The sequence below is a fragment of the Butyrivibrio sp. AC2005 genome, from assembly GCF_000424145.1.
Classification (GTDB): domain Bacteria; phylum Bacillota; class Clostridia; order Lachnospirales; family Lachnospiraceae; genus Butyrivibrio.
On the sequence record NZ_KE384141.1, the window covers coordinates 66465 to 91559 of the forward strand.

Annotated in this window: 24 protein-coding genes and 2 pseudogenes; 16 read left to right on the forward strand and 10 right to left on the reverse strand. The window is 41.6% G+C overall.

Annotated features, from left to right (window positions below; translation table 11 throughout):
• Genes G602_RS29600 through G602_RS0123710 form a run of 9 tightly spaced genes read right to left on the reverse strand, consistent with a single transcriptional unit; the run spans position 1 to position 6849 of the window.
• Positions 1 to 1509: a diguanylate cyclase gene (locus tag G602_RS29600; protein ID WP_026661248.1), complete on the reverse strand. Its 1509-nt coding sequence runs from the start codon at positions 1507 to 1509 to the stop codon at positions 1 to 3.
• A gap of 45 nt (positions 1510 to 1554) precedes the next feature.
• Positions 1555 to 1953: a hypothetical protein gene (locus G602_RS29605; protein WP_026661249.1), complete on the reverse strand. Its 399-nt coding sequence runs from the start codon at positions 1951 to 1953 to the stop codon at positions 1555 to 1557.
• Complete coding sequence (locus G602_RS0123680) at positions 1943 to 2530, reverse strand: hypothetical protein (RefSeq protein WP_155830069.1); 588 nt, start codon at positions 2528 to 2530, stop codon at positions 1943 to 1945. The genes G602_RS29605 and G602_RS0123680 overlap by 11 nt, the downstream gene beginning before the upstream one ends.
• A gap of 9 nt (positions 2531 to 2539) precedes the next feature.
• The gene (locus G602_RS0123685; protein WP_026661251.1) at positions 2540 to 3028 is read right to left on the reverse strand and encodes a DUF4860 domain-containing protein; all 489 of its coding nucleotides are present in this window, start codon (positions 3026 to 3028) and stop codon (positions 2540 to 2542) included.
• Positions 3025 to 3384, reverse strand: coding sequence for a hypothetical protein (locus G602_RS0123690; RefSeq protein ID WP_044933519.1), 360 nt, complete (start codon positions 3382 to 3384; stop codon positions 3025 to 3027). The genes G602_RS0123685 and G602_RS0123690 overlap by 4 nt, the downstream gene beginning before the upstream one ends.
• A 6-nt stretch (positions 3385 to 3390) precedes the next feature.
• A complete protein-coding gene (locus tag G602_RS0123695; RefSeq protein WP_026661253.1) occupies positions 3391 to 4443 on the reverse strand; it encodes a type II secretion system F family protein in 1053 nt (350 codons plus the stop codon).
• 12 nt (positions 4444 to 4455) lie between these two features.
• The gene (locus G602_RS28290; protein ID WP_049945453.1) at positions 4456 to 5610 is read right to left on the reverse strand and encodes a transglutaminase-like domain-containing protein; all 1155 of its coding nucleotides are present in this window, start codon (positions 5608 to 5610) and stop codon (positions 4456 to 4458) included.
• Complete coding sequence (locus G602_RS0123705) at positions 5607 to 6104, reverse strand: RNA polymerase sigma factor (RefSeq protein WP_026661254.1); 498 nt, start codon at positions 6102 to 6104, stop codon at positions 5607 to 5609. Before G602_RS0123705 ends, G602_RS28290 begins: the two co-directional genes overlap by 4 nt.
• A gap of 22 nt (positions 6105 to 6126) precedes the next feature.
• Complete coding sequence (locus G602_RS0123710; protein ID WP_026661255.1) at positions 6127 to 6849, reverse strand: GGDEF domain-containing protein; 723 nt, start codon at positions 6847 to 6849, stop codon at positions 6127 to 6129.
• 245 nt (positions 6850 to 7094) lie between these two features.
• Here G602_RS0123710 and G602_RS0123715 point away from each other — a divergent pair, with 245 nt between their 5' ends.
• From G602_RS0123715 to G602_RS0123730, 4 genes are all read left to right on the forward strand, one after another.
• On the forward strand, positions 7095 to 7331 hold the full coding sequence (locus tag G602_RS0123715) for a hypothetical protein (protein WP_026661256.1): 237 nt from the start codon (positions 7095 to 7097) through the stop codon (positions 7329 to 7331).
• A gap of 43 nt (positions 7332 to 7374) precedes the next feature.
• Positions 7375 to 9399, forward strand: a complete 2025-nt coding sequence (locus tag G602_RS0123720) for a methyl-accepting chemotaxis protein (protein ID WP_026661257.1) — start codon at positions 7375 to 7377, stop codon at positions 9397 to 9399.
• 289 nt (positions 9400 to 9688) lie between these two features.
• A complete protein-coding gene (locus G602_RS0123725) occupies positions 9689 to 10552 on the forward strand; it encodes a cache domain-containing protein (protein WP_026661258.1) in 864 nt (287 codons plus the stop codon).
• An 18-nt stretch (positions 10553 to 10570) separates the two neighbouring features.
• A complete protein-coding gene (locus G602_RS0123730; RefSeq protein WP_026661259.1) occupies positions 10571 to 11401 on the forward strand; it encodes a histidinol-phosphatase HisJ family protein in 831 nt (276 codons plus the stop codon).
• Positions 11402 to 11479: 78 nt separating this feature from the next.
• Here the strand turns inward: G602_RS0123730 and G602_RS0123735 are convergent, their stop codons facing one another.
• Positions 11480 to 13531 carry a methyl-accepting chemotaxis protein gene (locus G602_RS0123735; protein ID WP_026661260.1) on the reverse strand — a complete coding sequence of 684 codons (2052 nt, stop codon included), beginning with the start codon at positions 13529 to 13531 and terminating at the stop codon, positions 11480 to 11482.
• Between the two features lie 360 nt (positions 13532 to 13891).
• Here G602_RS0123735 and gap point away from each other — a divergent pair, with 360 nt between their 5' ends.
• The 12 genes and pseudogenes from gap to G602_RS31255 form a co-directional block, all read left to right on the forward strand.
• Entirely contained in the window at positions 13892 to 14917 is a 1026-nt protein-coding gene (gap, locus tag G602_RS0123740) for a type I glyceraldehyde-3-phosphate dehydrogenase (RefSeq protein ID WP_026494260.1), read from the forward strand.
• Positions 14918 to 15016: 99 nt separating this feature from the next.
• On the forward strand, positions 15017 to 16252 hold the full coding sequence (locus tag G602_RS0123745) for a phosphoglycerate kinase (protein ID WP_026661261.1): 1236 nt from the start codon (positions 15017 to 15019) through the stop codon (positions 16250 to 16252).
• Between the two features lie 13 nt (positions 16253 to 16265).
• Positions 16266 to 17012 carry a triose-phosphate isomerase gene (tpiA, locus tag G602_RS0123750; protein ID WP_026661262.1) on the forward strand — a complete coding sequence of 249 codons (747 nt, stop codon included), beginning with the start codon at positions 16266 to 16268 and terminating at the stop codon, positions 17010 to 17012.
• A gap of 223 nt (positions 17013 to 17235) precedes the next feature.
• Positions 17236 to 17985 (forward strand): triose-phosphate isomerase, encoded by a 750-nt coding sequence (gene tpiA / locus G602_RS0123755; protein WP_026661263.1) that lies wholly within the window; start codon positions 17236 to 17238, stop codon positions 17983 to 17985.
• A 183-nt stretch (positions 17986 to 18168) separates the two neighbouring features.
• Entirely contained in the window at positions 18169 to 19545 is a 1377-nt protein-coding gene (locus G602_RS0123760; RefSeq protein ID WP_026661264.1) for a mechanosensitive ion channel family protein, read from the forward strand.
• Positions 19546 to 19608: 63 nt separating this feature from the next.
• On the forward strand, positions 19609 to 19779 hold the full coding sequence (locus G602_RS30765; RefSeq protein WP_155830071.1) for a hypothetical protein: 171 nt from the start codon (positions 19609 to 19611) through the stop codon (positions 19777 to 19779).
• A 56-nt stretch (positions 19780 to 19835) separates the two neighbouring features.
• On the forward strand, positions 19836 to 21638 hold the full coding sequence (locus G602_RS0123770; protein ID WP_026661265.1) for a hypothetical protein: 1803 nt from the start codon (positions 19836 to 19838) through the stop codon (positions 21636 to 21638).
• Positions 21639 to 21773: 135 nt separating this feature from the next.
• On the forward strand, positions 21774 to 23126 hold the full coding sequence (locus tag G602_RS0123775; RefSeq protein ID WP_026661266.1) for an NCS2 family permease: 1353 nt from the start codon (positions 21774 to 21776) through the stop codon (positions 23124 to 23126).
• A 293-nt stretch (positions 23127 to 23419) separates the two neighbouring features.
• A complete protein-coding gene (locus G602_RS30770) occupies positions 23420 to 23584 on the forward strand; it encodes a hypothetical protein (protein ID WP_155830073.1) in 165 nt (54 codons plus the stop codon).
• A 120-nt stretch (positions 23585 to 23704) separates the two neighbouring features.
• Positions 23705 to 24496 carry a helix-turn-helix domain-containing protein gene (locus tag G602_RS28295; protein ID WP_049945454.1) on the forward strand — a complete coding sequence of 264 codons (792 nt, stop codon included), beginning with the start codon at positions 23705 to 23707 and terminating at the stop codon, positions 24494 to 24496.
• Positions 24497 to 24523: 27 nt separating this feature from the next.
• Positions 24524 to 24670, forward strand: a pseudogene (locus tag G602_RS31655) (flavodoxin family protein); the annotation flags it as partial.
• A gap of 215 nt (positions 24671 to 24885) precedes the next feature.
• Positions 24886 to 25095: pseudogene (locus G602_RS31255) on the forward strand (IS5/IS1182 family transposase); the annotation flags it as partial.

Consider the following 25095-nt stretch of genomic DNA (forward strand, 5'->3'; position numbering starts at 1 on the left):
TCAAACGACAGCCTCTGATTTTGTATTGCTAATAAGCTCATCTATTGCGGCTTTAAATGAACCTATCTTTTCTGTTGAGAAGAAAACGCGGTCTGCTCCGGATTCACGGGCCTCCATGAATGAATCTTCATCGGATGCAACAGCGATAACGGGAATGTGCTTGAATCCGGCACGTTCCTTGATGTAGTGAACAACCTGGTCACCTGATATCTTTTCAAGATCAAGATCAACGATTACAAGGCGTATATTATCATGATACTGGCTGAGATTAGTCAGAGCTACATCACCGCTGTGCGCCTCGATTATCGAATATCGTTCAGAGGCATTGGTAACAAAAGGTGCCGAGCGTGGATTGTTTTCCGGAGAGGCAAGCAATATAAGCGGCTTGCCATAGGTTTCTGTTTTTGGAATTATCCAGGAGCTTACGCAGTTTTTACCCATTACCTTGGACTGGTACAGGGCATCGTCAGCCATTCTGAATACTTCGCCCATTGGATGATCTCCTGTATCGATGATTGCACCGATACTTAGTGTGAAAGGAGTACCGGTTCCAAGATCAAGATCCATAAGCATCATCTGCAGACTTCTGCAGCGCATCTCCACCAAATCCAGGCGGGCGATACCCGGCATGAAGACCATAAATTCATCACCGCCAAAACGGCCGATAAAATCCGAGGAACGGAAATTTTTGCGTAGCAGATCACCAATGTTTGACAGAAGCTGATCGCCTACATTGTGTCCGAAGTTGTCGTTTACATGCTTGAAATTATCCACATCAATTACGCACATACCACAGGGCTCGCCGGGCTTTCTTCTCTCAAAATAGGTATTGATGGAGGAGAGGAAAGCGCCTTTATTAAGAAGATAAGTAAGCTTATCTATGGTGCTTATTTTTGTCAGCTCATCAATGGCAAGACCTTCCTTTGCACGGGATACAAGGATTATCTGAGCGCAGAGAACGGAGGGGATGTACGATGCAAAGGCCAGGTAGACATCCCTTAAGAATATTTCGTGTGGTTTGTAAAAAAAAGAGGCAGTGCAGAAAATTATAAGAAGTATAAATTCAAAGAGCCCATACATGTAGATCCTGGCAATGTAGACTGTCGGGAATACCATTAAAAACAGAGGAAACCACACCGCCTGCATTCCCGGATCTGCCGTCATATCCCTGTAAATAAAGATTATGAACAGGAAAAAGTAGAAAATAAGGCATAAAGAGTCAGTGACAACAGGCGTGATGTTATCCTTTGTTCTTGTAAAGAGATTGATCAAAAAGTAAATGGCAAGGAATGGTATTAACAAAACATGGGCCAGACTAAGTCTGAAATCAGGCACGACAAGATAAGCAATGATAATCATCGCCACACTGACCATGGAAATATACATGCAGGATTTTCTAAGCGAATATCTGTTGCTTTCGCAGATGGAAACCTTGCACTTATCAAAGTATTCACGGATGAGTTTATATTCTTTTTTCAGGCTGTAATCACTTAAATCCAAATGCGCCATATTTTACCTCAAGCGTAAACGTGTTTCTTCAGAAAATAAATCCAATCATTTTAATACAGGTAAGGATTCATCTAAAATTACATCATCAGTGTGGGTTACCACTTTCCATTCAGCTATCTCGTAAGAGTTTTCGCTATCTTCCGAGGAAGGTCTTATACATACATCCAAAGTCTGAAACTGACTTAAGGGAATACTCCTTTTTATATCACCTTTTCCATGAGAACCATTGCGAAGTCCGGGCTCATTTTCCGCAATAAATCCGTTTGCCTCATGACAGGCTTTGTAATACGAAACCGATCGCTCATACATCTTTTTACTGAGCACATAATCTGCTCTTGAGTTCACCAGTGTGAGAGCAGCAAAGGAAATAAGGCTGAGTACCAAAAAAATGAGGAGCACGGAGGCTGCGCCGATATGGGTGCTGTAAACAGGATTACGTTTCATATGCATCGTCCTCCATTATTCCGATGTAATAGTCCGTGAATCTGTCTGAAATAATACTTGGATTATTCTCCTCCGGAATGTGATCAATTATTGTGCTGTCTTCCATTTTTAAAATTACAATTTCTCCGACTAACGCATTGCCATTCATAAGAGAGGTATTAGCTGAGGTGTCTGCATAAACCTCTGCAGCAGGAAGCTTTGATATGCAAAGAAGGAGCTCATATTTTGCATTTTCCAAAGCGCCATTTTCAGTGGGGAAGTTTATAAGCTCCCAGTCTTCATCAAAAAACATAACAAGGGTTCCGACCTCCGGGTTATCCTCGTAGGAGACAATAACAATGGAACTGTCTGAAAAGAAGTCGGCGATTGAGTGAAGACTTCCATGCATACCATGAAACGTCTCAGAGACATTCTGCGTCCAGAGCACGGAATTGTTCATCTCGACAGAGGCTTCCGAGAGCATATGAGCTTTTACAAAAAGCTGCACGCAGATAGCCCCTGATATCGAGAAAAACAGGATCGCTATGATGAGCTCCATTAGAAAGAGACTCGTTTTACTGTGTTGTGCCCGGTTCATATATAAGTATTAGTCTCCTGATCGTTTGGCGGTTATAAAGGTAAGGTCTTCTCCGCTGGTAAGTGTGATGGTTATTTCCAAAAGTCCGTTACTTCTTGAGGTTACAAGAAAATCTTCTATATCCATTATCTTCTGACCGGATTCCGGCGGGAGTTCACCGGCGTCAGCCCTGGCAAAGAGTTCCATCAGTGCGCCGTCGTAATCGTAAAGATAGGTTACGTAGGGAGTATCACCAATGGTTGTATCTATGCGGATGGCCCCGGATTTGTTGAAGATATCGGTACTGATACTTCCCTCGGAATCATATTGCCGCAGTTTTTCGGTTATATATGCATAGGCCGTGCGCCTGTCATAGCTTTTTGTGAGAGTGTCCACACCGCGTTTGTAAATACTTGAGCCAAGGGCAATCAGCATCAGCGCTCCCATTGCGAACAGGAAAAGGAGTGCTATTACAAAAAGCATATCCACGGTATGTCTGCTTTCCATATTTTTCTTCATGGATTAACACCTATGAACTTTTTACCTTTTCGTATTATGGTCACATCCGGATATATATTGGATGCGATGGGTCGGTAGTCTACAAAAAACAAATCCTTGTTATAAACAAGAGCATAGTGCTCCTCAAGGTACTCGAGGCTCGGAGGATAGATGCCTTCTAAGGAGTAGCATTGTACAATGTCTCGCTCTATAGCTGTATACAGGCTGTCCTCCTGCTTATCCAAAGTGCTGTCGCTTATTTGTGTTACTCCTATGAAAAAAAACACCACGACCGCAACAAGGATAACAGTGGGGATAATGAATCCAAGCACTCCGGACATAAAACTTTCTTTTTTTCTTAAAGTAATTTCTTCCATATATCATTAACCTATTGACGACATTATTCCCATAAGAGGAAGTATTACTGACAACAGGATGAGACCGACAATAAGTGACAGAATGATAACAAGTGTAGGCTCCAGGATGGAGATGAAGTTATACATTTTTCGCTGAGTCTCATCGGCGTATTTTCTTGCTATCTGCTTCATTACGGTGTCCATGGAACCTGACTGGAAACCTATTGCGACCATCCTTGAGTAAAATTTGTTAAATATACCTGCTTCCTGGAGAGCTTCAGGAAAACTGTCACCTGAAGCAATAAGGGAGCGGCAGGTGTCTATCTTTACGGCCATTTCCTTGTACTCAACAAGCTTACTCACAAGTCGCAGTCCCTCATAGGTATCCATTCCGCTTGATAATGTGAGAACCATACCATTGGCAAATCTGGCGGTGGATATCTCACTATAGATTTTTCTGATGGGCGGAATATGCATTCCTATCGATCTGAAAAGTGAGTGACCTTTAGCTGTTTTTACAAAGAAAATGCATGCGCCTGAAAAGAGCACCATAATTATTATGAAAACAATGGAGTATCTGTTCAGTGCGTTTCCAATGGACATAAGGGACCTTGAAAATGAATTCATACTTGTTCCAAGCTGGGCAAATACCTGCCCGAAAATCGGCAGCACCTGTGTGATAAGAACTATGATTACGACAATCATCATACCTATCATGATAAGAGGATAGGAGATGGCACTACTGATATTGTTTCTTATCGTATCCTCCTGCTCGTAATAATCCGCCAGTGAATCCATGACAAGATCGAGATTACCGGACTCTTCACCTATGGTTACCATGTGAATGACATAACCCGGAAAGGCACCGGACATCTGCAGGGCGATATGGAATTTTTCACCTGAACTGAGAATCTGTGAAATTGTTCTAAGAGTTGAATCGTCATCATCCAGTTTGAAATCCTGAAGCATGATTTCGATTCCCTCCAGAGGCGCAATTCCTGCCTTTATAAGCAGAGCCATCTGCCTGCAAAAAACAGAAATCTCATAATCATTTAAGACTTTATTGGTCTTCGTTTTCATTTGTGAGTGCTCCTAATAAATATACTTCCTCTGATAATTCTTCCCATCACCGATAAAGTTCGCAAGCTTCTCCGTATCCGTCGTGGACGCGAAGGTCGGATCCATAAGCGACCATTCTTTTCCGTCAAACTTGATCATTCCGTTTACCCAACCAATATCGGTTATATATGTACTGATCCAGGCGTGATAAGCAGTTCCGGCGTAGCCGACCTCCATTCTCGTCGGAATCCTCTGCGAGCGGAGCATAGCTGTCATCAGAACCGCATAGTCAAGGCAGATACCTTTTCCTGTGGTAAGTACCTCGTCCACATCAGGAATGTAACCACTCTGTACACTTTCAGCCTCCTCGTAGTCATAAGTAAGACTGCTAATCAGGGCGTTGTACACGTTTGAAACTACATCCAGGTCACTGTTAGCGGTATAGGCCAGGTACTCGCTGTAGGCGATGGCCTGATTACCTTCGTTGAAGTCCACATACTGATTTGGATACAGGAAGGGCAGGAACTTGTCCTCTATTGTCACGGTCACCTTTTTGGAAAATGCTGTTACATACTGAGTAGCAGCAAGATTCTCATATACACAGATAAGATATTCACCGTCTCCTGCCTGCAGAGGGAAAACCTCCTCCTTACCTCCGTCAACAGCGAGGTTATATGTATAAACTATTTCGTCGGGACCGGTTATTCTTAGCTTTACTTTCTTCGAATCTCCGGTGTATTTGACGATGATGTAGCCGTCTTCTGCGTTGGTTATGTCAACCATTGTTATGTCGTTTTGAAGAATATCCTTTCTTCCAGGTGTTGGTCTTAAACATACCGGAGTGTTATCGCGGGAGCCTTTTACCAGACCTGATACATCATAGGTTTCCCTGTTTGCCATGGCCTTTGCGGCCATCGCTCTTTCTTCGCTAATGACCGGTCCGCTCGGAAGAATAAGGAGCAGTAGGGGTGAGAAAAAGATGAAAACAAGCATGGCAAGACAGGCAAAAATCCTAAGGGTAAAGGGTTCTGTAAAAAAGCGCTCTTTTACAGGGGGGCTTTTTGAATTACCGTCTTCTGACAGAAAATCAGGATCCTTGCCATTGGCATAAAGGACATCTATCAAAATTCCGGAGGCCTCATCATCGCCTATATGAAATTTGTTTGCGCGGTTTTTTATGTATTTCATAGCGTTTCGGCTCTGGACATTTTCCGCAACTGAAGCATATGCTCACGCGCCAGGGAAAGCGTCCTTAAAACATGGCTTTTTCTTAAATGTAGTGCACCTGCAATTTCCTTATCAGTCAGACCTGTAAAGTCATGAAGGAAAAAAATCTGTCTCTCAAAAAAAGGAAGCGATAAAAGCTCCTCAGGATGAAGGAGAGAGTACAGGTCAGTCCTGGTTCCGGCGACAGCCCGCTGATAACAGACGTCAAAGGCAATGCGTCTTATCCATGCCGGAAAAAGTGCCGGATCCTTGAGCTTTAAAATGTTTCTCAGGGCTATTGAATAAATCTCTTCAACAGCCTGCAGGGTCTCTTTTTCATCATCCATGATATACCTGCAATAGTTGTAGGTGTCATCCACAGTGAGGCAGTAGAGCTCAGCAAAGCTTTCTGTATCATCATTCCATGCACCAAGCACAAGTTTTCTGATTTTTGAATTGGTATCACGTTTCAGCATGCCTGTTTTCCTTTGGTTATAGTTACACCAGTATCTTTGGGCTTTCTTCAAAGCGCTTATAAGCATTTGTTATCAGTGTATAGAAATGATCTGCATTGACTTCTGTTTCCAAAATGCTTGCATATTCAAGCTCTATGGCACATTCCGGACTAATAGTGTTGTGGTTGTGTATCCTTCTTTCCAAATCGCTTATGAAGGCATCCACGGCGTTGTGGTCACAGCCTTCTATTACTACGAGGAATTCGTTTCCGCTGTTTCTTCCGATCAGTCCGTACTGTGTGCCGACGGACTCAAGAATAGCGCAGAAATCGGAGATGACTTTATCGCCTCCGGATCTTCCGCTCTTCTCATTTATTTCTTTCAGGTTTTTTATTACCAATAGCACACATCCAAGTCCCACGAGCTTAGATGGAGTGTCATATTTTTGAGATATTCGGTCAATGCTGTATCTGTTTGGCAGACCCGTAAGCTTATCAAGAAAGGCCAGGTCGTTAAGATCACGGGCGATTTCAGTATTTTTCTTTAACAAAATAAAATCCATGAGTATATTCACAAATCCTGTCAGAAGGCAAATCCAGGTAATAAAAAATGTTGTGAGAAAGAACTTGTCATGTACAATCTGGCTGCGAAAATCCTTGTTGACGATAAGGATTGTAAAGTATAAACAGGCCAGGATTATGAATATTGTCATGATAATTGTTTTTGTTAAGCGTAGCTTTTTTACAAGCTTTTTTCTTGTTGGCATAAACTCCCCTTTGTTAACCCGGGTGATGTATCTTATTCACTTGGCCCCGGCAGGACGTGGTGTGATTTTTAAGTAATTAATTAGCGATATTTTGAGCGCATAAATCCCTCGTTATCATTATAAGATATAGGTCTTTTAAAAAAATGCATTAACCATAAACTAAGGATAAAGATACCCTAAAATATTGGGAAAGTCCGACATTTACTGAATTTGATTTGGTAAAATGTAAACTGAGGTGAACAGCTATGATCTTTTTGTTTGCAATTGTTGTAATTTTTGCTATTGGGATTGTAATTGCAGGCTATCTTTATGCAGAGGAGTGCTCAAGACTGCGCAAAAAGCTTCTTAGACTTGGTGTGAAAAAGGAAGAAATAGCATCTTTTTCCAGGAAGTTTTCATTGTTCTATCTGCAGGATATTCTCTATGAAAAGGAAACTGAGCTGGCAGAGGAGTGCTTTCTGACAGTTGAAAGGGATATATAAATCTACCCGGTAACAAACATCCTGTCTAATGAGGAGGTATATCATGGCAAAGGATAATAACGAAAAAGGAGCCAAAAAAGGGTTGAAGAGTGTGAAACCAAAGCTTATATGTGTAATGCTTCTTAGCTGCATTATACCGATTATGGTTTCTGTGATTGTGAGCTATGTAAGCTCTATGAATAAGTCACTTGAGGATGCAGAGACAATCAATATTAAAAAAGCACAGGTGATTGAAGAGCAGTACATGGGCTACCTCGAAGAGATGGTATTTTCTCTTGAGACGGCAGCGTCCAGTCCCTTGCTTGTTTCTTTTATGGAGAGTGCAGAGGAAGACAGAGACATAGAAGCAATGCAGAAATGGCTGCAGGCTATGGAGGCGAAGCTTCAGGGTGATAATTCCATCGTAGTTACAGCTCCTGACGGCCAACAGGTTGTCAGATCCTCGGGAGATCTTCAGAATATTGCGGACAGAGATTATTTTCAGGCTGCACTTAAAGGACAAACTCTTATTTCAGGAGTTTATGCCTCAAAGTCTACAGGAAGTGCCACTATTTTCATTATTGCCCCTATAAAGAATTCTTCAGGAAATGTGGTCGGTACAATTCAGAGAAGCTATGGCCTTGATGGATTACATGATTATCTGGCAAGCGTCGTCGATACTTCCAAGAACGAAGAAGTGATGGTTCTTGATTCAGAGGGTAATATGATCGGTAATTCCGGCTTTGAAGTTGACATAAATGATATGCAGAATTTTGCCGGTGTTGATTTTTATACTCAGACTAAGGCGAATGGAAGCAATAACTACATTGGAAGTAACAATGGCCAAAAAGTAGTTATGTCACTGATAGAAGCCGATCTTACAGGCTGGGTTATAGGATCAGTTGCAAACTACAATGTGGTTATGGCAGAAACTCAGAGAAGCGCAAATCTTATCATTGGTCTTGGACTCCTTATGATTGTTATTGCGGTATTTATTTCCTGGAAGATGGCAAATTCCTTCACACAGCCTCTTGTGGAAGTTAATAATACCGTAAGCAAACTGGCTGAGGGTGAATTCCTCAGGATTAACAAGTTTACCGGCAGGCAGGATGAATTCGGAGATATTATTAACAGTACAAATTCAGTTATAGATAAGCTGCAGTCTATTGTAAGCAGTATCAAGAGCTCAACGGTATCTGTGAACAGTTCCTCTGAGGAACTTGCTGATACAGCGAATCAGATTTCTCAGACCGCGGATGATGTATCCAATGCGGTTCAGGAGATAGCATCAGGTGCTACTCAGCAGGCAGATGAGATTCAGAGCGTTACTGAGAATGTTGGCAACATCGGCGAAGCTACGGGCAATGTGCAGGCAAGTACCGATGATCTGTCAAATCTTGCAAGCCGGATGCAGGAGGTCAGCACCGAATCTGCTCAGAGCCTTGCAGATCTGCAGCATAGTTCGGAGAACATGAGCGAGAGTATTGTACAGATCACCGAGAAAATCGGTGCAACAAGTAAGGCTGTTGAGAATATCAATGAAAAGGTTATGGGTATTGCTTCAATTGCTTCACAGACAAACCTCCTTTCACTCAATGCATCAATTGAGGCTGCAAGAGCAGGAGAAGCCGGTAAGGGCTTTGCGGTTGTTGCGGAAGAGATTGGAAAACTGGCTGATGACTCCAGAAACATGGCTGATGAAATCAGACGAGAGATGGATATCCTTCTTACAGAGTCACAGTCGGCGGTTTCAATGGCATCCGAGGTACAGCGCCAGAACGACGAGCAGCAGGCAGTACTGGGAAGCACAGTACAGAGTGTAAATGCAATGATAGAGGATATTTCCTCAACTGTAGTAAGTGTAAAGAGTATTGAAGCAGACGCCGGAACCTGCGTTGATGCCAAGAATGTGGTTGCGGATGCCATGGCTTCCCTGTCAGCAATTTCTCAGGAAAATGCTGCATCCTCCGAGGAGACAGGCGCTTCCATGCAGGAGTTGTCTGCTACGGTTACAACCCTTGCTTCCTCAGCTGACTCCCTTAAGGAAGTAGCAGAGAAGCTAAACGAAGAGATGGCGTTCTTTAAGTAAGGCTTTTGTTTTTTGCCTATGCTTCAAGTGAAGTTTTTTGCCTATGCTTCAAGTGAAGTTTTTTGCCCATGTTTTAAGATAGTTTTTTGTTTGTGTTTCAAGTGAGTTGACATTATATAAATATAGCCTTCCCCCTCTGGGGGAAGGTGTCAGCGAAGCTGACGGATGAGGGAAAATACCTACCGCGCGATTATATTTCGCATTGGCAGGTATTTTTTTGTACATTGCGAAATCGACAGTTTTCCTCTAGAATAATATGAGTTTTGATTTTGGAGGTTACAGGTTACACATGAACGATTTTAATGGATATAACAGTAAGAGCAGTAAGGCAAAGGGAATAATAGGTACGCTGGTTATTGTCCTGCTCATTGGCGCAGTCATGGCATTTTTGGCGCCTAAAGCTTTGGAATATATAAAGATTGCAATGAAGAAAGTAGATGCTCCCACTAACGAAGCAAGTCAGGAAATGGTTGATTCCATGAAGCAGGAAGCTTCAAATATTGAAAACAGATGGCAGAGTATTATTTCGGAAAATCAGAAGTCAGTTCAGTCAGTTGCACTTTCACCGTCAACGATTGCTTATCTTGAAGATAAGGACAATGCTGAACTCATGGAGGCTGAGCTCGAATACATAAAAAGTTTCGATGCCATGATGGAAGATAACTCATGTACAATACTTTCCGGCACAGATGGAATGCAGGTTTTAAGAGCAGAGGGTAATCTTGTCGACATAGGTGACAGAGAATATTTCAGACAGGCTATGAATGACAATTCATACGTATCGGATATTCTTGTGTCCAAAGCAGCAGGGACGTCTTATGTTACATTTTCCGCACCGGTAAAGAGTAATGATGGAAAAATTATCGGAGTAGTGCAGAGAAATTATGATCTGTTTAATTTGCACGAAATGCTTGCTGAAGAAACATTAAGCGATGCATCCTTTATGGTTGACCGCACGGGATTTGAAGCAGCAAATTCCCAGTATGAGGTGAAGCCTGAAGATGCAAACGATTGGAGCAGTGCTGTTTTCATGCAGTCTGATTCAAAAGAAGAATGCTATAAAATAGATACAGGAAATGGAGAGAGGGCAGTTTATTTCATAAAGGATGATACCTCCGGCTGGACTATCTGCGTCGCAAGAGCCTTAGAATAAAAAGGGAGAGCAAAAAATATGGCAAAAAGAATACCCGCAGATTTTCATATGCATACGCATCATTCAGGTGATTCGGAAGCTCCGATGGAGATGATGATAGAAAAAGCAATCGAGAGGAAGGTGCCGGAAATCTGTATAACTGAGCATATGGATTTTGATTATCCTGTGAATGAGCATGATACAGCAGGAATATTCGAAGTGAATACAGACGAATATATGGCTGAAACCGTGATACTAAAGGAAAAGTACAAGGATCGTATCACTGTTAATTTCGGGATAGAGCTGGGATTACAGCCGCATCTTGTAGAGCGTAACAGTGAATATGCAAAAAGCTATCCTTTTGACTTTATTATAGGTTCAAACCATTTGTGTAATGGAAAAGATCCCTATTACATGTCTTTTTATGAGGAGCGTTCAGAAAAAGAAGCATTTACTGAATTCTTTGAATCAACACTGGAGAATATAAAGCTCTTTGATGATTTTGACGTACTCGGACACCTTGACTATATTGTACGATATGCGCCAAATCTTAATAAAAGCTACAAATATAAGGACTACAGTGATGTTTTGGATGAGATTTTAAAAACACTTATCAGCAAGGGAAAAGGACTTGATATAAACACAAAATCCATATATTCCGAACCCTCATTGGGAGATCCTAATCCTTCCCGCGAAATTATATCGCGCTACAAGGAACTCGGAGGAGAAATCCTTACCTTTGGGTCAGATGCCCACAAACCGGAACATGTAGCTCTTGGCTTTGAAACGGCAGTACATATTGTAAAATCCTGCCATTTCAAATACTACGCCACATTCTCGCAGCGCAAAGCTTCATTTCACAAGCTATAATGATACATTGATAAAATTAAGCCCCCGGAATGAATATCTTCCGGGGGCGTATTTATGTCATTATTCTACCGGTGTGTATTATTCAATTATGAACTTGCTCAGTTCGTCGTTGATGGAAAGTGCGGAATCTGATACGGAGTTTGCAACATCCTCAACGCCTCTGGATTCGTTAGCAATATCCTGAGCACTCTGTGCAAGTGAGGTGACAGTAGCGGTTACTTCCTCGCTGCTTGCTGACTGCTCTTCGGAGATCGCTGCAACGCTGGATGCTATGTCGTTAACATTGCCCATCATTCCGATCATATCCTTCATGGTGTCAGCAGTTGTATTCAAATCCTGATAAATCTTATTGAAGCTGTCACCTGCCTTAGCAACGGCCTCGCTGTTCTGGTTGATTGCCGCCATATTGTTCTGGGACTTATCAGCCAGGGTACGGATGAGCTGTGTGATCTCTGAAATGATCGCACTGATTTCCTTAGTAGCATCCTGAGAATTCTGAGCCAGTTTTCCGATTTCATCAGCAACAACCGCAAAGCCTTTTCCTGCTTCTCCTGCGCGTGCTGCCTCGATGGAAGCATTAAGAGACAGGAGATTGGTCTGCTGTGAAATAGAGTCGATCATTTCCACGATTTCCGTGATCTTGTCAGCGGATTCACCTACGGTGGTAACAACATCGTTCATTTCGTTCATGGATGCTGTGATTGTTTCCATGTTCTGCTGTACTGTGTTCATATCATGCTGGCCAATGTCTGCCTGGTCTACCAGCTCAAGCATGATTTCATTTGTCCTGTTTCCGCTGTCTGTAAGATCTGCAACTGCTCCCGCAAGCTGGGTTGCGTTGTTTGCAAGCTCGCTGACGGCGTTAGCGATGTCATCCATTGTTGTCTGAATCTGGCCCATTGAAAGAGACTGCTCATTGGCACCTTCTGACATTTTACCGGAGGCATCCAGGGAGGTTGAAGAATCGGCTTTTAACTGCTCGGCTTTTGACTGAATTGATGTTATGGTACTATTCATGATTTTTACATAATTATCCATTTCCCTACTGATAAGACCAATTTCATCACCAGTGTCTTTTGGCATCTTTGCAGTGAAGTCACCGCTGGAGATTTTGCTGATGCTGTCTGAAAGACCATGAACAGGCTTTGTGATAACTCTGTTTATTGTAAACAGAATAATAGCAGCAATTATTAAAATCAGAATAATCATGGCAATGATGCCGACTTTCATAAAATTGTTGGCAGTCGCTTCAACGTCATTTACGTTAACAGATGAAACCAGTGTCCATCCTGTGCCCTGAATAGGAGAAGTTGCAATATATAGCTTGTCCTTAGAACCCTCCTGTGGAACTGTTATTATCTCACCTGAACCACTGTCTATATGTGACTTGATTGTCTTAAGATAATTGTTGCCTGATTCTGAGACCTTTGTTCCGACAAGTGAAGGATCAAAAAATGAAATGATATAATCGCCGGCAAGTATGAAAGTACCACCGGTGTTAAGCGGCTTTAGTTCATTTGCACGTTCTGTCAGATCATCAAGGAAAACATCAGCGGCACAGACACCTATTTCGCCATTATAAAAATCGTTCTGGCGTACAAAGGTAACACAAAGAGAATTGGTGGAAGCATCGACATAGGGTTCTGTCTCTACAAAGGTTTCATGTCCGAGACCTGCCTTGTACCAGTCACGCTGCGTGGGTCGCCAGTCAGCAGGCATTTCTGAGTGGTTTGCGAAAATGTAGCTGTCATCTTCGAAACCAATATAGATACCGGTGTTCTTTATTGCGCTGTAGCTTGCTGAAGGCTCTATATATTTCAAAAGTGCATCATGATCCTCGAAGGGAACCTGCTCCATTGTGTCACAGTATTCACCGAATTTTGCAGTCAGCATTCTGAAGGAAGTACCGAGCTCTAAGGCATTGGCATTGGTTTCTGCCTGAAGATCCATAAGTGAAATTTCAGTTATGGTATTTTTAGCACTGATTGTCAAAAATAAGATGATTGCCACAATACCGACAGTGATAACAGGCATTAGCCATAGCAGAAGAGTAGTACTGATACTTCTTTTTACTTTCCGTCCTGAACCATTTGCTGAATTCGATACATCACTAGTGTTTTTTCCAGACATTTCCAGACCTCCATTCATTAACGGCTAATCGCCGGAAGATTGACATTTATAGTAATATTTTAGACGAAAAATCAGAAAATAAAATGGAGTTTATAGAATTCTTACTGATTTTAGAATTATTTAATCAACTATTAATATGCATATGAAAAATACAGAAAAATTGAATATCTTCTATTATAAATATGAGTGATTTTGGAATGTTGTGTTTTTATTGTGATTATTTTATGTTTTTGCCCAAGATTACTTGAAAAAATGTGAGAAGTTAGATAAAATAGTTTTGCTGTCAAATTTTTGACAATCACGTTGTAAAGAATTAGTAACAGCAAATAAATTTTTTTAATCATTTTAGGAGGACTTAAAATGGCAGTAAAGGTAGCAATCAATGGTTTTGGCCGTATCGGTCGTCTTGCATTCAGACAGATGTTTGAGCACGAGGGAACAGAGATCGTAGCAATCAACGATCTTACAGATCCTAAGATGCTTGCACACCTTCTTAAGTATGACTCTTCACAGGGTAAGTACAAGTATGCTGATAAGGTATCATTCAGCGATCATTCCATCACAGTTAATGGTAAAGAGATCGAGATCTACAAGGAAGCTGATGCTAATAACCTTCCTTGGGGTAAGATTGGTGTAGACGTAGTTCTTGAGTGTACAGGTTTCTACACATCTAAGGATAAGGCTCAGGCACACATCAACGCTGGTGCTAAGAAGGTTGTTATTTCTGCTCCTGCAGGAAATGATCTTCCTACTATCGTATATAACGTTAACCACGAGACACTTACAGCAGATGACAACATCATCTCTGCAGCTTCTTGCACAACAAACTGCCTTGCACCTATGGCTAAGGCTCTTAACGACTATGCACCTATCCAGTCCGGTATCATGGCAACAATCCATGCTTACACAGGTGATCAGATGATCCTTGACGGACCTCAGAGAAAGGGTGACCTTAGAAGAGCTCGTGCAGGCGCTGTTAACATCGTTCCTAACAGCACAGGTGCTGCAAAGGCTATCGGCCTTGTTATTCCTGAACTCAATGGCAAGCTCATCGGCGCTGCTCAGAGAGTACCGGTTCCGACAGGTTCAACAACACTTCTTTTCGCTGTAGTTAAGAGCAGCACAGAAGTTACTAAGGACAGCATCAACGAGGCTATGAAGAAGGCTTCTGATCCTGAGACATTCGGTTACAACGAGGATGAGATCGTATCTTCTGATATCGTTGGAATGACATATGGTTCACTCTTCGATGCTACACAGACAATGGTAACAAAGATTGGTGACGACCTTTACGAGGTTCAGGTTGTTTCATGGTATGACAACGAGAACTCTTACACATCTCAGATGGTTCGTACAATCAAGTACTTCGAGAAGTTCGTTAAGTAATCATCCCACTCGGTTGATTCGAACTTAGTAATTGATTCTAAAGAGGGTCCGGTCCGTATGGACCTGGCCCTCTATTTTTTTATCCAGGAGGAAAAAATAATGTCACTTAACAAAAAGTCAGTAGATGACATCAACGTAAAGGGCAGACGTGTACTTGTTCGTTGCGATTTCAACGTACCGCTTAAGAATGGTGAGATCACAGACGAGACAAGAATCGTTGCAGCTCTTCCCACAATTGAGAAACTTATGAAGGATGGTGGCAAGCTTATCCTTTGCTCACACCTTGGTAAGGTTAAGAATGGTCCCAACGAGGGCGAGTCACTTGCTCCTGTTGCTAAGAGACTTTCTGAGAAGCTTGGCAAGGAAGTTAAGTTCATTGCTGATTACAATGTAACTGGCGCTGATGCTACAGCTGCTGTAGAGGCTATGAATGAAGGCGATGTAATCCTTCTTCAGAACACAAGATTCAGAGGTAAGGAAGAGACAAAGCCTGAAGAGGCTGGTGAGGCATTTGCTAAGGAACTTGCTGATCTTGCAGATGACTATGTATGTGACGCTTTCGGTTCAGCTCACAGAGCACATGCTTCTGTTGCAGTTGTTACAAAGTACATCACAGAGAAGGGCGGTAACAACGTAGTTGGTTACCTTATGCAGAAGGAGATCGATTTCCTTGGTAACGCAGTTGAGAATCCGGTTAGACCTTTCGTAGCAATCCTCGGCGGTGCTAAGGTTGCTGATAAGCTTAACGTTATCAATACTCTTCTTGAGAAGTGCGATACACTTATCATCGGTGGTGGTATGGCTTACACATTCCTTAAGGCTAAGGGATATGAGATTGGTAAGTCACTCCTTGATGAGACTAAGGTTGATTACTGCAAAGAGATGATGGAGAAGGCTGAGAAGTCAGGTAAGAAGCTTCTTCTTCCTATCGACACAGTTTGCATCGATGATTTCCCGAATCCTATCGATGATCCTTCAATCACAACTATAGTAGTTGATGCTGATAAGATCCCTGCTGACAAAGAGGGTGCTGATATCGGACCTAAGACAATTGAACTTTATGCAGAAGCAGTTAAGTCTGCTAAGACAGTAGTATGGAACGGACCTATGGGTGTATTCGAGAACCCTGTTCTTGCTACAGGTACTAAGGAAGTTGCTAAGGCTCTTTCAGAGACATCTGCTACAACTATCATCGGTGGTGGTGACAGTGCAGCTGCTGTTAACCAGCTTGGCTATGCTGACAAGATGAGCCACATCTCAACAGGTGGCGGTGCTTCACTTGAGTTCCTTGAGGGCAAGAAGCTTCCCGGCGTTTATGCTGCAGACAATAAGTAAGGAGAGATAGAAAATGGCAAGAAGACGTATTATTGCCGGCAACTGGAAGATGAACATGACACCTTCAGAAGCTGTAAAGCTTGTTGCTGAGCTTAAAGATTTAGTTAAAAATGATGATGTAGACGTAGTTTACTGCGTACCTGCAATTGATATTGTTCCTGTAGTAGAGGCTGTAAAGGGCACAAATGTTAACGTTGGTGCTGAGAACTTCTACATTGAGGACAAGGGTGCATTCACAGGTGAGATTTCCGCACCTATGCTTGTAGATGCAGGCGTTACATACGTTATCATGGGACATTCTGAGAGAAGAGATATCTTCGGCGAGAATGATATCCTTATCAATGCAAAGGTTAAGAAGGCATTTGCTGCTGGTCTTACACCTATCCTTTGCTGTGGTGAGTCACTTGCACTTCGTAAGGCTGGTACTTACAAGGAGTGGATTGAGAGACAGATCACATGGGATCTTAGCGGTGTAACAGCTGATCAGGTTAAGAAGCTTGTTATCGCTTACGAGCCTATCTGGGCTATCGGAACAGGTGAAACAGCTACAGCTGATCAGGCTGAAGAAGTTTGTGCATTCATCCGTGAGCTTATTGCTAAGCTTTACGATCAGGCTACAGCTGATGAAGTTCGTATCCAGTACGGCGGATCAATGAATGCAGGTAATGCTGCTGAGCTTCTTTCAAAGCCCAACATCGATGGCGGCCTTATCGGCGGTGCATCACTTAAGCCTGACTTCGGCAAAATCGTTAACGCTTAAGAAGTATAAATAGGAAAAGCTTGTGAACGGGTTCATTTGAAATAATTTCATATGAACCCGTTTGTTCTTGCTTATGCAAGAGCATGACGGGAATGATTTATGCAAGAGCATGACGGGAATGATTTATGCAAGAACATGACGGGCTTGATTTAAAGCCTTCCCCTTTTTAAGGGGAAGGTGTCACCGAAGGTGACGGATGAGGTTATAGTAAGGAGAATGAAAAATGTCTAGAAGACGTATAATAGCCGGCAACTGGAAGATGAATATGACACCTGCGGAGACGACAGCATTTATAGCAAAGCTTCGTCCCCTGGTTGAAAATAACGATGTTGATGTGGTTTTATGTGTACCCGCAATTGATATTATCCCTGCAATTACAGCTTCACGTGGGACCAATATAGAAATTGGTGCTCAGAACATGCATTTCGAGGAAAGCGGAGCCTATACAGGAGAAATATCACCTAATATGCTGACAGATGCGGGTGTTAAGTATGTAATACTTGGGCATTCGGAGCGCCGTGAATATAACCACGAGACAGACGCAGAACTTAATAAGAAGGTTAAGAAAGCATTTGAGCATGGACTTACCCCGATCCTTTGCTGTGGTGAGACCCTTGATCAGAGAAATAAGGGTATCACCCTTGACTGGATAAGGATGCAGATAAAATCAGATCTCGAAGGAATCTCTGCAGAGAATGTAGAAGAGATGGTCGTTGCTTATGAGCCTATCTGGGCTATCGGAACAGGTGAGACAGCGACTGCAGAAGAGGCAGAGGAAGTATGCAAAGCTATTCGCAACTGCATAGCTGAAATGTATGATGAAGATACTGCTGAGAAAGTTCGCATCCAGTATGGCGGATCCGTAAACGCGGGAAATGCTGCAGAGCTCTTTTCACAACCTGATATAGATGGAGGCCTTGTTGGTGGAGCATCACTCAAACCTGATTTTGGAAAAATTGTTAATTGTTCATAAATAAACTGTATATTAAAAAATGTGCAGTGAAAGCTCCCTGTGTATAGCTCATAGGGAGCTTTTTTACGTAAAAAAATTTATGAAAAATTCATCAAATGCCGAAAAACTTAACATTTTTTTAATGAGATAGATTTTATAATTATATGTGTAGGAAAAAGTTGGTTATATGGGGGATTCTGATTTATGAGTAATGCATTACATATAACAATACTGGTAATTATAAGTATTATTGCATTCGTCTTTCTTGGGATTATCAGGAATAAAACCAGTGTAGCTAAAGTCCTTCCCAAAAAATATACTATTCAGCTTATTCAGCTGGGAATCATTTTTAATTGCTTTCTTAGAGTGTTATCTATTTTATATCCAACTCTTAATCCGCAACGAATATTATTGACAGGTTCTGCACTTATTGTTGCTATTGTAGGTTTTGCAGCGCAGACTGCCATTGCTGACGTAATTTGCGGACTCCTTATAAGTATAAATAAACCCTTCGAAATAGGAGACAGAATTATAATAGATGGTCTTGATGCGGGTATTGTTGAGGATATTACATTAAGGCATATAGTTGTTGCAATCTATGACGGGCTAAAAATAGTTGTCCCCAACAGTCAGCTTAATACAAAGACAGTTATCAATCACAGTTTCAATAATAAAGAGCGTAATGGAGTTCATCTCCAGTATGCAGTAGGCTATGATACTGATGTTCAGATGGCAATGGATGTGATAAGGGACTGTGTGGCAGAAAGTCCTTATACTCTTAATGTTGAAAGAAATGGTATAAAGGAAGACTCGGGACCCGTTTATTTTTTGAAAATTTTAGATAGTTCATTTGTTCTTGAAACGACTATTTTTGTTCCGAAAGGAACAAGTACCTATGTGGCGACTACCGATGTAAATATGCGCATAATAGAAGCTTTTAGAGAAAATAATATTGAGATTCCTTATAACTACATAAATGTTGTTGATACTGATGCTTTAGAAGATAGAGATGCATATTCAAATAAAAAGTACTTATCGAAAAAGAAATCTGCACCTGAGAAAAGGCATTACAGGACCAATAACCTTAAGCTTAACGGAAATGATGAGGATATTGATCTGGCTAAGAACCTTGCAGATAATTTTGCCAAAAGACAAAGACTCTCGACAAGGGATACTCATAAGCTTGAGCTGATGACTGAAGAAACCATAGCACTTATGGAAGCATTGATAGGTGAGGTAAAGTCTTCATTCTGGATTGAAGGAAGTGGGTTTGAATACAGAATACACTTAAGTATTGATACAAGGGTCGGCACAGAAGAGTATAAGCGCCTTATCGGAATTTCAAGTTCGGGAAAAAACGAAGCAATCAGCGGCCTTACAGGCAGGATATTTGATGCCATGCAAAGAGGCGTTAAAACTATTAACAATGGCGATAATAATCAGAAATACGAGTGGGATATTAATCGCAAAGAGATGTCGCAGGATGAGATTAGTGAGTCGATTCTTGCTGCTATTGCCAGTAAAATCAAGGTGGGTGTTACAAAGGAAAAGGTAGAATTTGTGGTGGTAAAGAAGCAATAAGCAGGCTAATCAAATGCTAAAGCTGATTCAAGAGATATCGGATAAGAAGTAAACGGAGAAGCTATGAAACGATTTGTCAGTAGCAGAGCAGTTTTTACCATAGGAGAGAATAAGGATTTCTCTGAGGCTCATGCGTATATAGAGAAAGAATTAAAAAAGATTGGCTGTGAAAAAAGACTCATGCTAAAGGTCTTGATTTCGGCTGAAGAAACTTTGACTGCTATGATAAAATAAGGACGTAATAGTGATATTACAAATATATTTTTTTTTATGAGAGGAGAAACAGATTAATGAAAAGAAGGATGATAGCAGCATTTTTGTGCACTGTGCTGGTAATAGCCGGATGCAGTAATAATGGTTCAAATTCAGATGTGGGAAGCGGTGCTCCTGCTAAAACTGAAGAGACTGCCGAGGCAACGACTGATAGTGTTGAAGCAGAGAGTACTGAAAGTGATACTGCAGAAGCAGAGAGTACCGAAAGCGAAACGGCCCAAGCGGACAGCTCAGAGGAAGGCAATTCCGAATCAGATAGCGACTCTGCAGAGGCAGAGGGCACAGGCAAATACGGCAACGACCTTTTTGAGATTACTATTCCCGATGAACTTAAGGATATAGTAGAGGTGGATGTATCCGAGGATAGGATTGATGTTTTTCATAAGGAGTCAAAGGATGCCGGTTATGGTGGCTATGCATTCGGAGTGTGGGCTGCTAAGCTTCCTGGCGAATATGCAGGTGGGCCATATACAAAAATCGGTGAAATTACTAATGGAGATGCAGAGATTTACGATGTTGTAAAATGTATGCCTACAGAGGTTCAGTGGGATTATAACGAGGATGAACCTGAAGACTTCGTTAAGATTGATAAGGCAGAGGACGCTATTCTAAGTTCAGTTACAGGTGTTAATGACTTTAGTTATGTGAAGGGTGCCGGTACCAAAGGTGAGGATATATATAAGGATGTTCTCGCTAAATATGTGCAGGCTGTAAACGAAGGCTGGGATGCCGATAAGCTTGAGAGCGAGGGCATGAGTGCTGAGTTTAATAATGTTGCATCAGCTGATGAAGGAAATGGACTTGATGCAATCGGTTTTGCCTATGCTGATACAAATATTGATGGAATTGATGAACTCTTTGTTGGACCCATTGATGAGGGAGATGCAAAGGGAATTGCCTATGATATTTATACAATGGTTGATCGTAAGCCTGCGCTTGTAGTATCAGGTGGAGCCAGAGACAGATATTATAACTATGATGGCCACTTTATATGCAATGAGTGGTCAGGCGGAGCAGCTCAGAGCGGCTACGATTTATATGCACTTATGTACAATGAGACAGAAATGGTTCTTCAGTATGGTTATAAATATGATGGCTATGAAAATGAGAATGAGCCATGGTTTAAACAGGAATCCAAAGACAAATTCGAGAGTATAACAGAGGATGAATTTAACAAGGCTATTGATGAAATGACAGAGAAATATGTGAGATTTGATTACACGCCTCTGTCAAAGATCGGGGATTCGCAGGGGGCAGCAGAAGGTGGAGAAGCACAGGATGAAACAGGCGCTAAGCTTCCGGCATATGAATATCCGGGACCTGAGCTGTTTTATTCAGTTCTTTATCAGTACATCATAGATGAGTGTGGATCTCACTTTGAAAAAGCTGATGTTGGAATTCCATGTCCGATCATCGTAGCTATGGATGAAAGCGATAAGTCAGATATAAAGGTCTGGGGCGATTTCTGGTATTACAATTACAAGCTTGACGGAGATACCCTGGAGATGGTATCCGGCGGTTCATTCCCCGGATGTATACATATCAAGAATACAGATGAAGGCTATGAAGTTACCAATATGGAGCTTGTAGGAGACGGCTCTGACTGGGAACCCACGGCTAAAAAGATTTTTGGTGATCATTATGACGAACTTATTAAGTCTAATGCTGATACAGATGCAAATGAGAAGACAAGAGCGCAGATCATTGCCAATTACGTTGCTGCCAACAATCTTTCAATAACTCAGTATAAAGACTCCGGATGGGATCCGGTTAAGCTTCCTGAGGAGAATATTGACAGCTTTTACAGCCAGCTTGATTAAAAATTTGGTTATAATTTTATAAAGGAACCTGGTAGGAGAGACTTTTCGGTCTCTCCTTTTTATGCTATATTTTTAGGTGTTTGAGTGAATGACTCAAGCGGGGATGACATTGTTTTAGGAGGAGAAGAAAACATGTTGGAAAAAGTTTTTAAATTAGAGGAGCACAATACTACGGTAAAAACCGAGATTATTGCCGGTCTTACCACGTTCCTTTCAATGGCCTACATTCTGGCTGTTAACCCCAGTATCCTGGGTACTGTAATGGATGCCGGTGGTGTATTTGTTGCTACTGCGATTGCATCAGCTGTTGCTACATTTATCATGGCATTTGCCGCAAATTATCCCATTGCTCTTTCAGCAGGTCTTGGTCTTAATGCATACTTTGCTTATACCGTATGTCTTGGTGAGCTTGCATCAGAGGGAGAAAATGCATTTAAAATCTGCTTAACTGCAGTATTCGTAGAAGGTGTTATCTTCCTTCTTATGTCACTTGTTAAATTCCGTGAGAAGCTTATAAACAGTATTCCTCAGAATCTGAAGTTCGGTATTTCTGCAGGTATTGGTCTTTTTATTGCCTTTATTGGTCTTCGCGGCGCTAATGTTATTGTTCCCGATGAGTCAACAACTGTTGCGCTTGGAAGCTTTAAGGATGCAGATGTTGTACTTTGCCTTATTGGTATTGTTATTGTTGTTGTTCTTGAACATTTCAAGGTTACAGGTTCTGTTCTTATAGGAATTCTTGCTACCTGGGTGCTTGGTATGATTGCTCAGGCTACAGGCTGGTATACAGCAGGTAATGTATATCCTGATTTTTCACAGGGACTTGTACATCTCAGTGGTATTTCACAGACAGCATTTAAGTTCAATTTTGGATGGGCTGCTTCACACTTTATTCAGTTTATAGCAATCGTATTCAGCTTCCTCTATGTTGATATTTTTGATACTGTAGGAACAGTAGTAGGTGTTGCTGATAAAGCAGACCTTCTTGATGAGGATGGTAACCTTCCCAGAGTAGGTAGCGTATTTATGTCAGACGCTGTTGGAACAACTCTTGGTGCATGCCTTGGTACTTCTACAATTACATCATTCGTAGAGTCCGGAGCAGGTGTTGCTGCCGGTGGTCGTACAGGTCTTACAGCACTTACAACCGGTGTTATGTTCCTTGTTTCACTTATATTTAGTCCTATATTCCTTGCAATTCCTTCCTTTGCAACTGCTCCTGCGCTTGTATATGTAGGAATGCTTATGGTTTCAAGTGCTAAGAACATCTCATTTGATGGCGACATCGCGGATACACTTGGCGCATACTTGGCACTCGTTATGATGCCTCTTTCATATTCAATAGCAACAGGTATCATGTTTGCAATCATTGCATGGGTAATCGTTAAAGTCTTCATCGGTAAGGCAAAAGATGTATCACCTGTTATGTGGGTTGTATTTGTTCTGTTCGCAGCACGTATAATCGCACTTATAACAAACTTCCAGTAATAAAAAAGGGTGCTGTGCAAAAATGCTCGGCACCAATTTTTAATATTGTTAATTATTTCAATGTTTCGGAGGAGAATCCGATATCTTGGAATATAAATAGTATTTATGGCGTAGACGATACTGGTCTACGTCATTTTTTTAGTTAAGTGTGCGACTTCAAAAGTTTCAAAAGGTAACAACATATAGATATAAAAACCAATGAATATTATGTTTTTAAACCCGGTTAAGAAGCATAATACAGTCATAAGGAAAGTACAAACAACCAAATTAAAAACATTTGAGGAGGTAATACCATGAGATTTAATGACGTTCAGGATACAAGAAAAGCAGAAGTAAGAAAAGAGCAGAGAGATGCAGCAGTTCATAAGATCTATGCACAGTTTGTAGAGAGACTTTCATGCATAACAATGTGCAACAGAAAAGTCATCATGGCATTTGGAGCTACCTTCACAATTTGATATAATATCATCAGTAGGAGCTGGGGACCGTTATCGCACGTACTTTGGGCGATTACGGTCCCCGTATCCGACCGGGCTCAGTCAGATATGAATTAGCGTTTATAGAGGTGACGACATTTTATGCAGGATAAAGTGATTAAAAAAATGGATGCTGCGCTTTCGGACTACCTGTTTAAGCAGCGCGAAGAGGAATTTGTTCACGCGACATTAAGCCAGGAGATGTCATCTTTTGAGCTGGTCAAAAACGGAGAAATAGCTGCACTGAAGAAGGCTCTTGTAAGGCACAGAAAGCAAACTTTCCCAATGCTGTCAGAATCTCCACTTCAGCAGCAGAGATATCTATTCGTTTCAACCATAACGACCTGCTGCAGATTCTGCATTGAAGGCGGTATGCCGTCAGATGAGTCCTATGGTCTGTCGGATCTGTATATACGCAGAATGGATGCCATGAATTCAGTAGATGATATCAAGGCATTATATGAGGAAATGATGCTTGATTATGCTGAAAGGATGAAGGTGTATCACGACCAGTACAGGGAGTATTCGCCAAAGATTCTCCAGTGCATGGACTATATTGAAAACCATTTGCATGACAGGATAACTGTACAGATGCTTGCTGATGAGCATGAGATGAATGCGTCCTGGTTGTCAACGGTTTTTGCAAAAGAGGTCGGGATGTCAGTATCGGATTATATCAGGCATAAGAAACTTACAGCAGCAAAATATCTTCTTTCCTACAACGAGTACAGCTGCACAGATATAGCTGAATATCTGGGATTCGCTGGGGAGAGTCATTTTTCTACACTTTTTAAAAAATATGAAGGCGTTACGCCTAAGGATTACAGAAGGAAAACCTATAACAAATCATTTACCAGCATTGGCAAACAGATTAATTTGAAAGCAGGTGGATAAGAATGGCAGAGAAAATAGTACAGACAGCAGGCAGAGCAGGATGCCGAAGGGCTTCAGACCATGCGTGTTCTAGCAAGGAATATGTCTTTCCTTATGAAGAGTATTGCACTTGGAAAAGAAAAGTACGGACTGCCTGAGAGGGAAGAGCATCAGTGGACACATTTCATTAGATAGAAAGCTATGGATTGATCTGCACCTCCGTAAAAATGTCTTATAATCAAGGCGCGGCAACATTTTTTGACTGACTTGTCAAGCGTTTTTAGCCATAAAAACGAAAAAAGGGGCTGTCGCACTAAGAATTAGTGCGAGGCCCCTTTTTAGTGCTAAAAGTCTTGATTAACACAAAGACCAGGCTTCGAAAAGCCTGGTCTTTGCTGTAAAATATATTTATGCTACTAAATAAAATCTTACAAGGAAATTATAGCCTTTCTTCCTTAAATCATCAAATAAAACTTCCGCTCGACATAGACCTATCAGTAGCAGATGACGATCCGGTACGCCTGGTAAGCGCATTCGTGGAGGAGATGGACCTTTCTGATCTTTATGCAACATATGAAAGAATCAGAAAAGGCCAGGCAACGCCCCGTCATATGATGAAG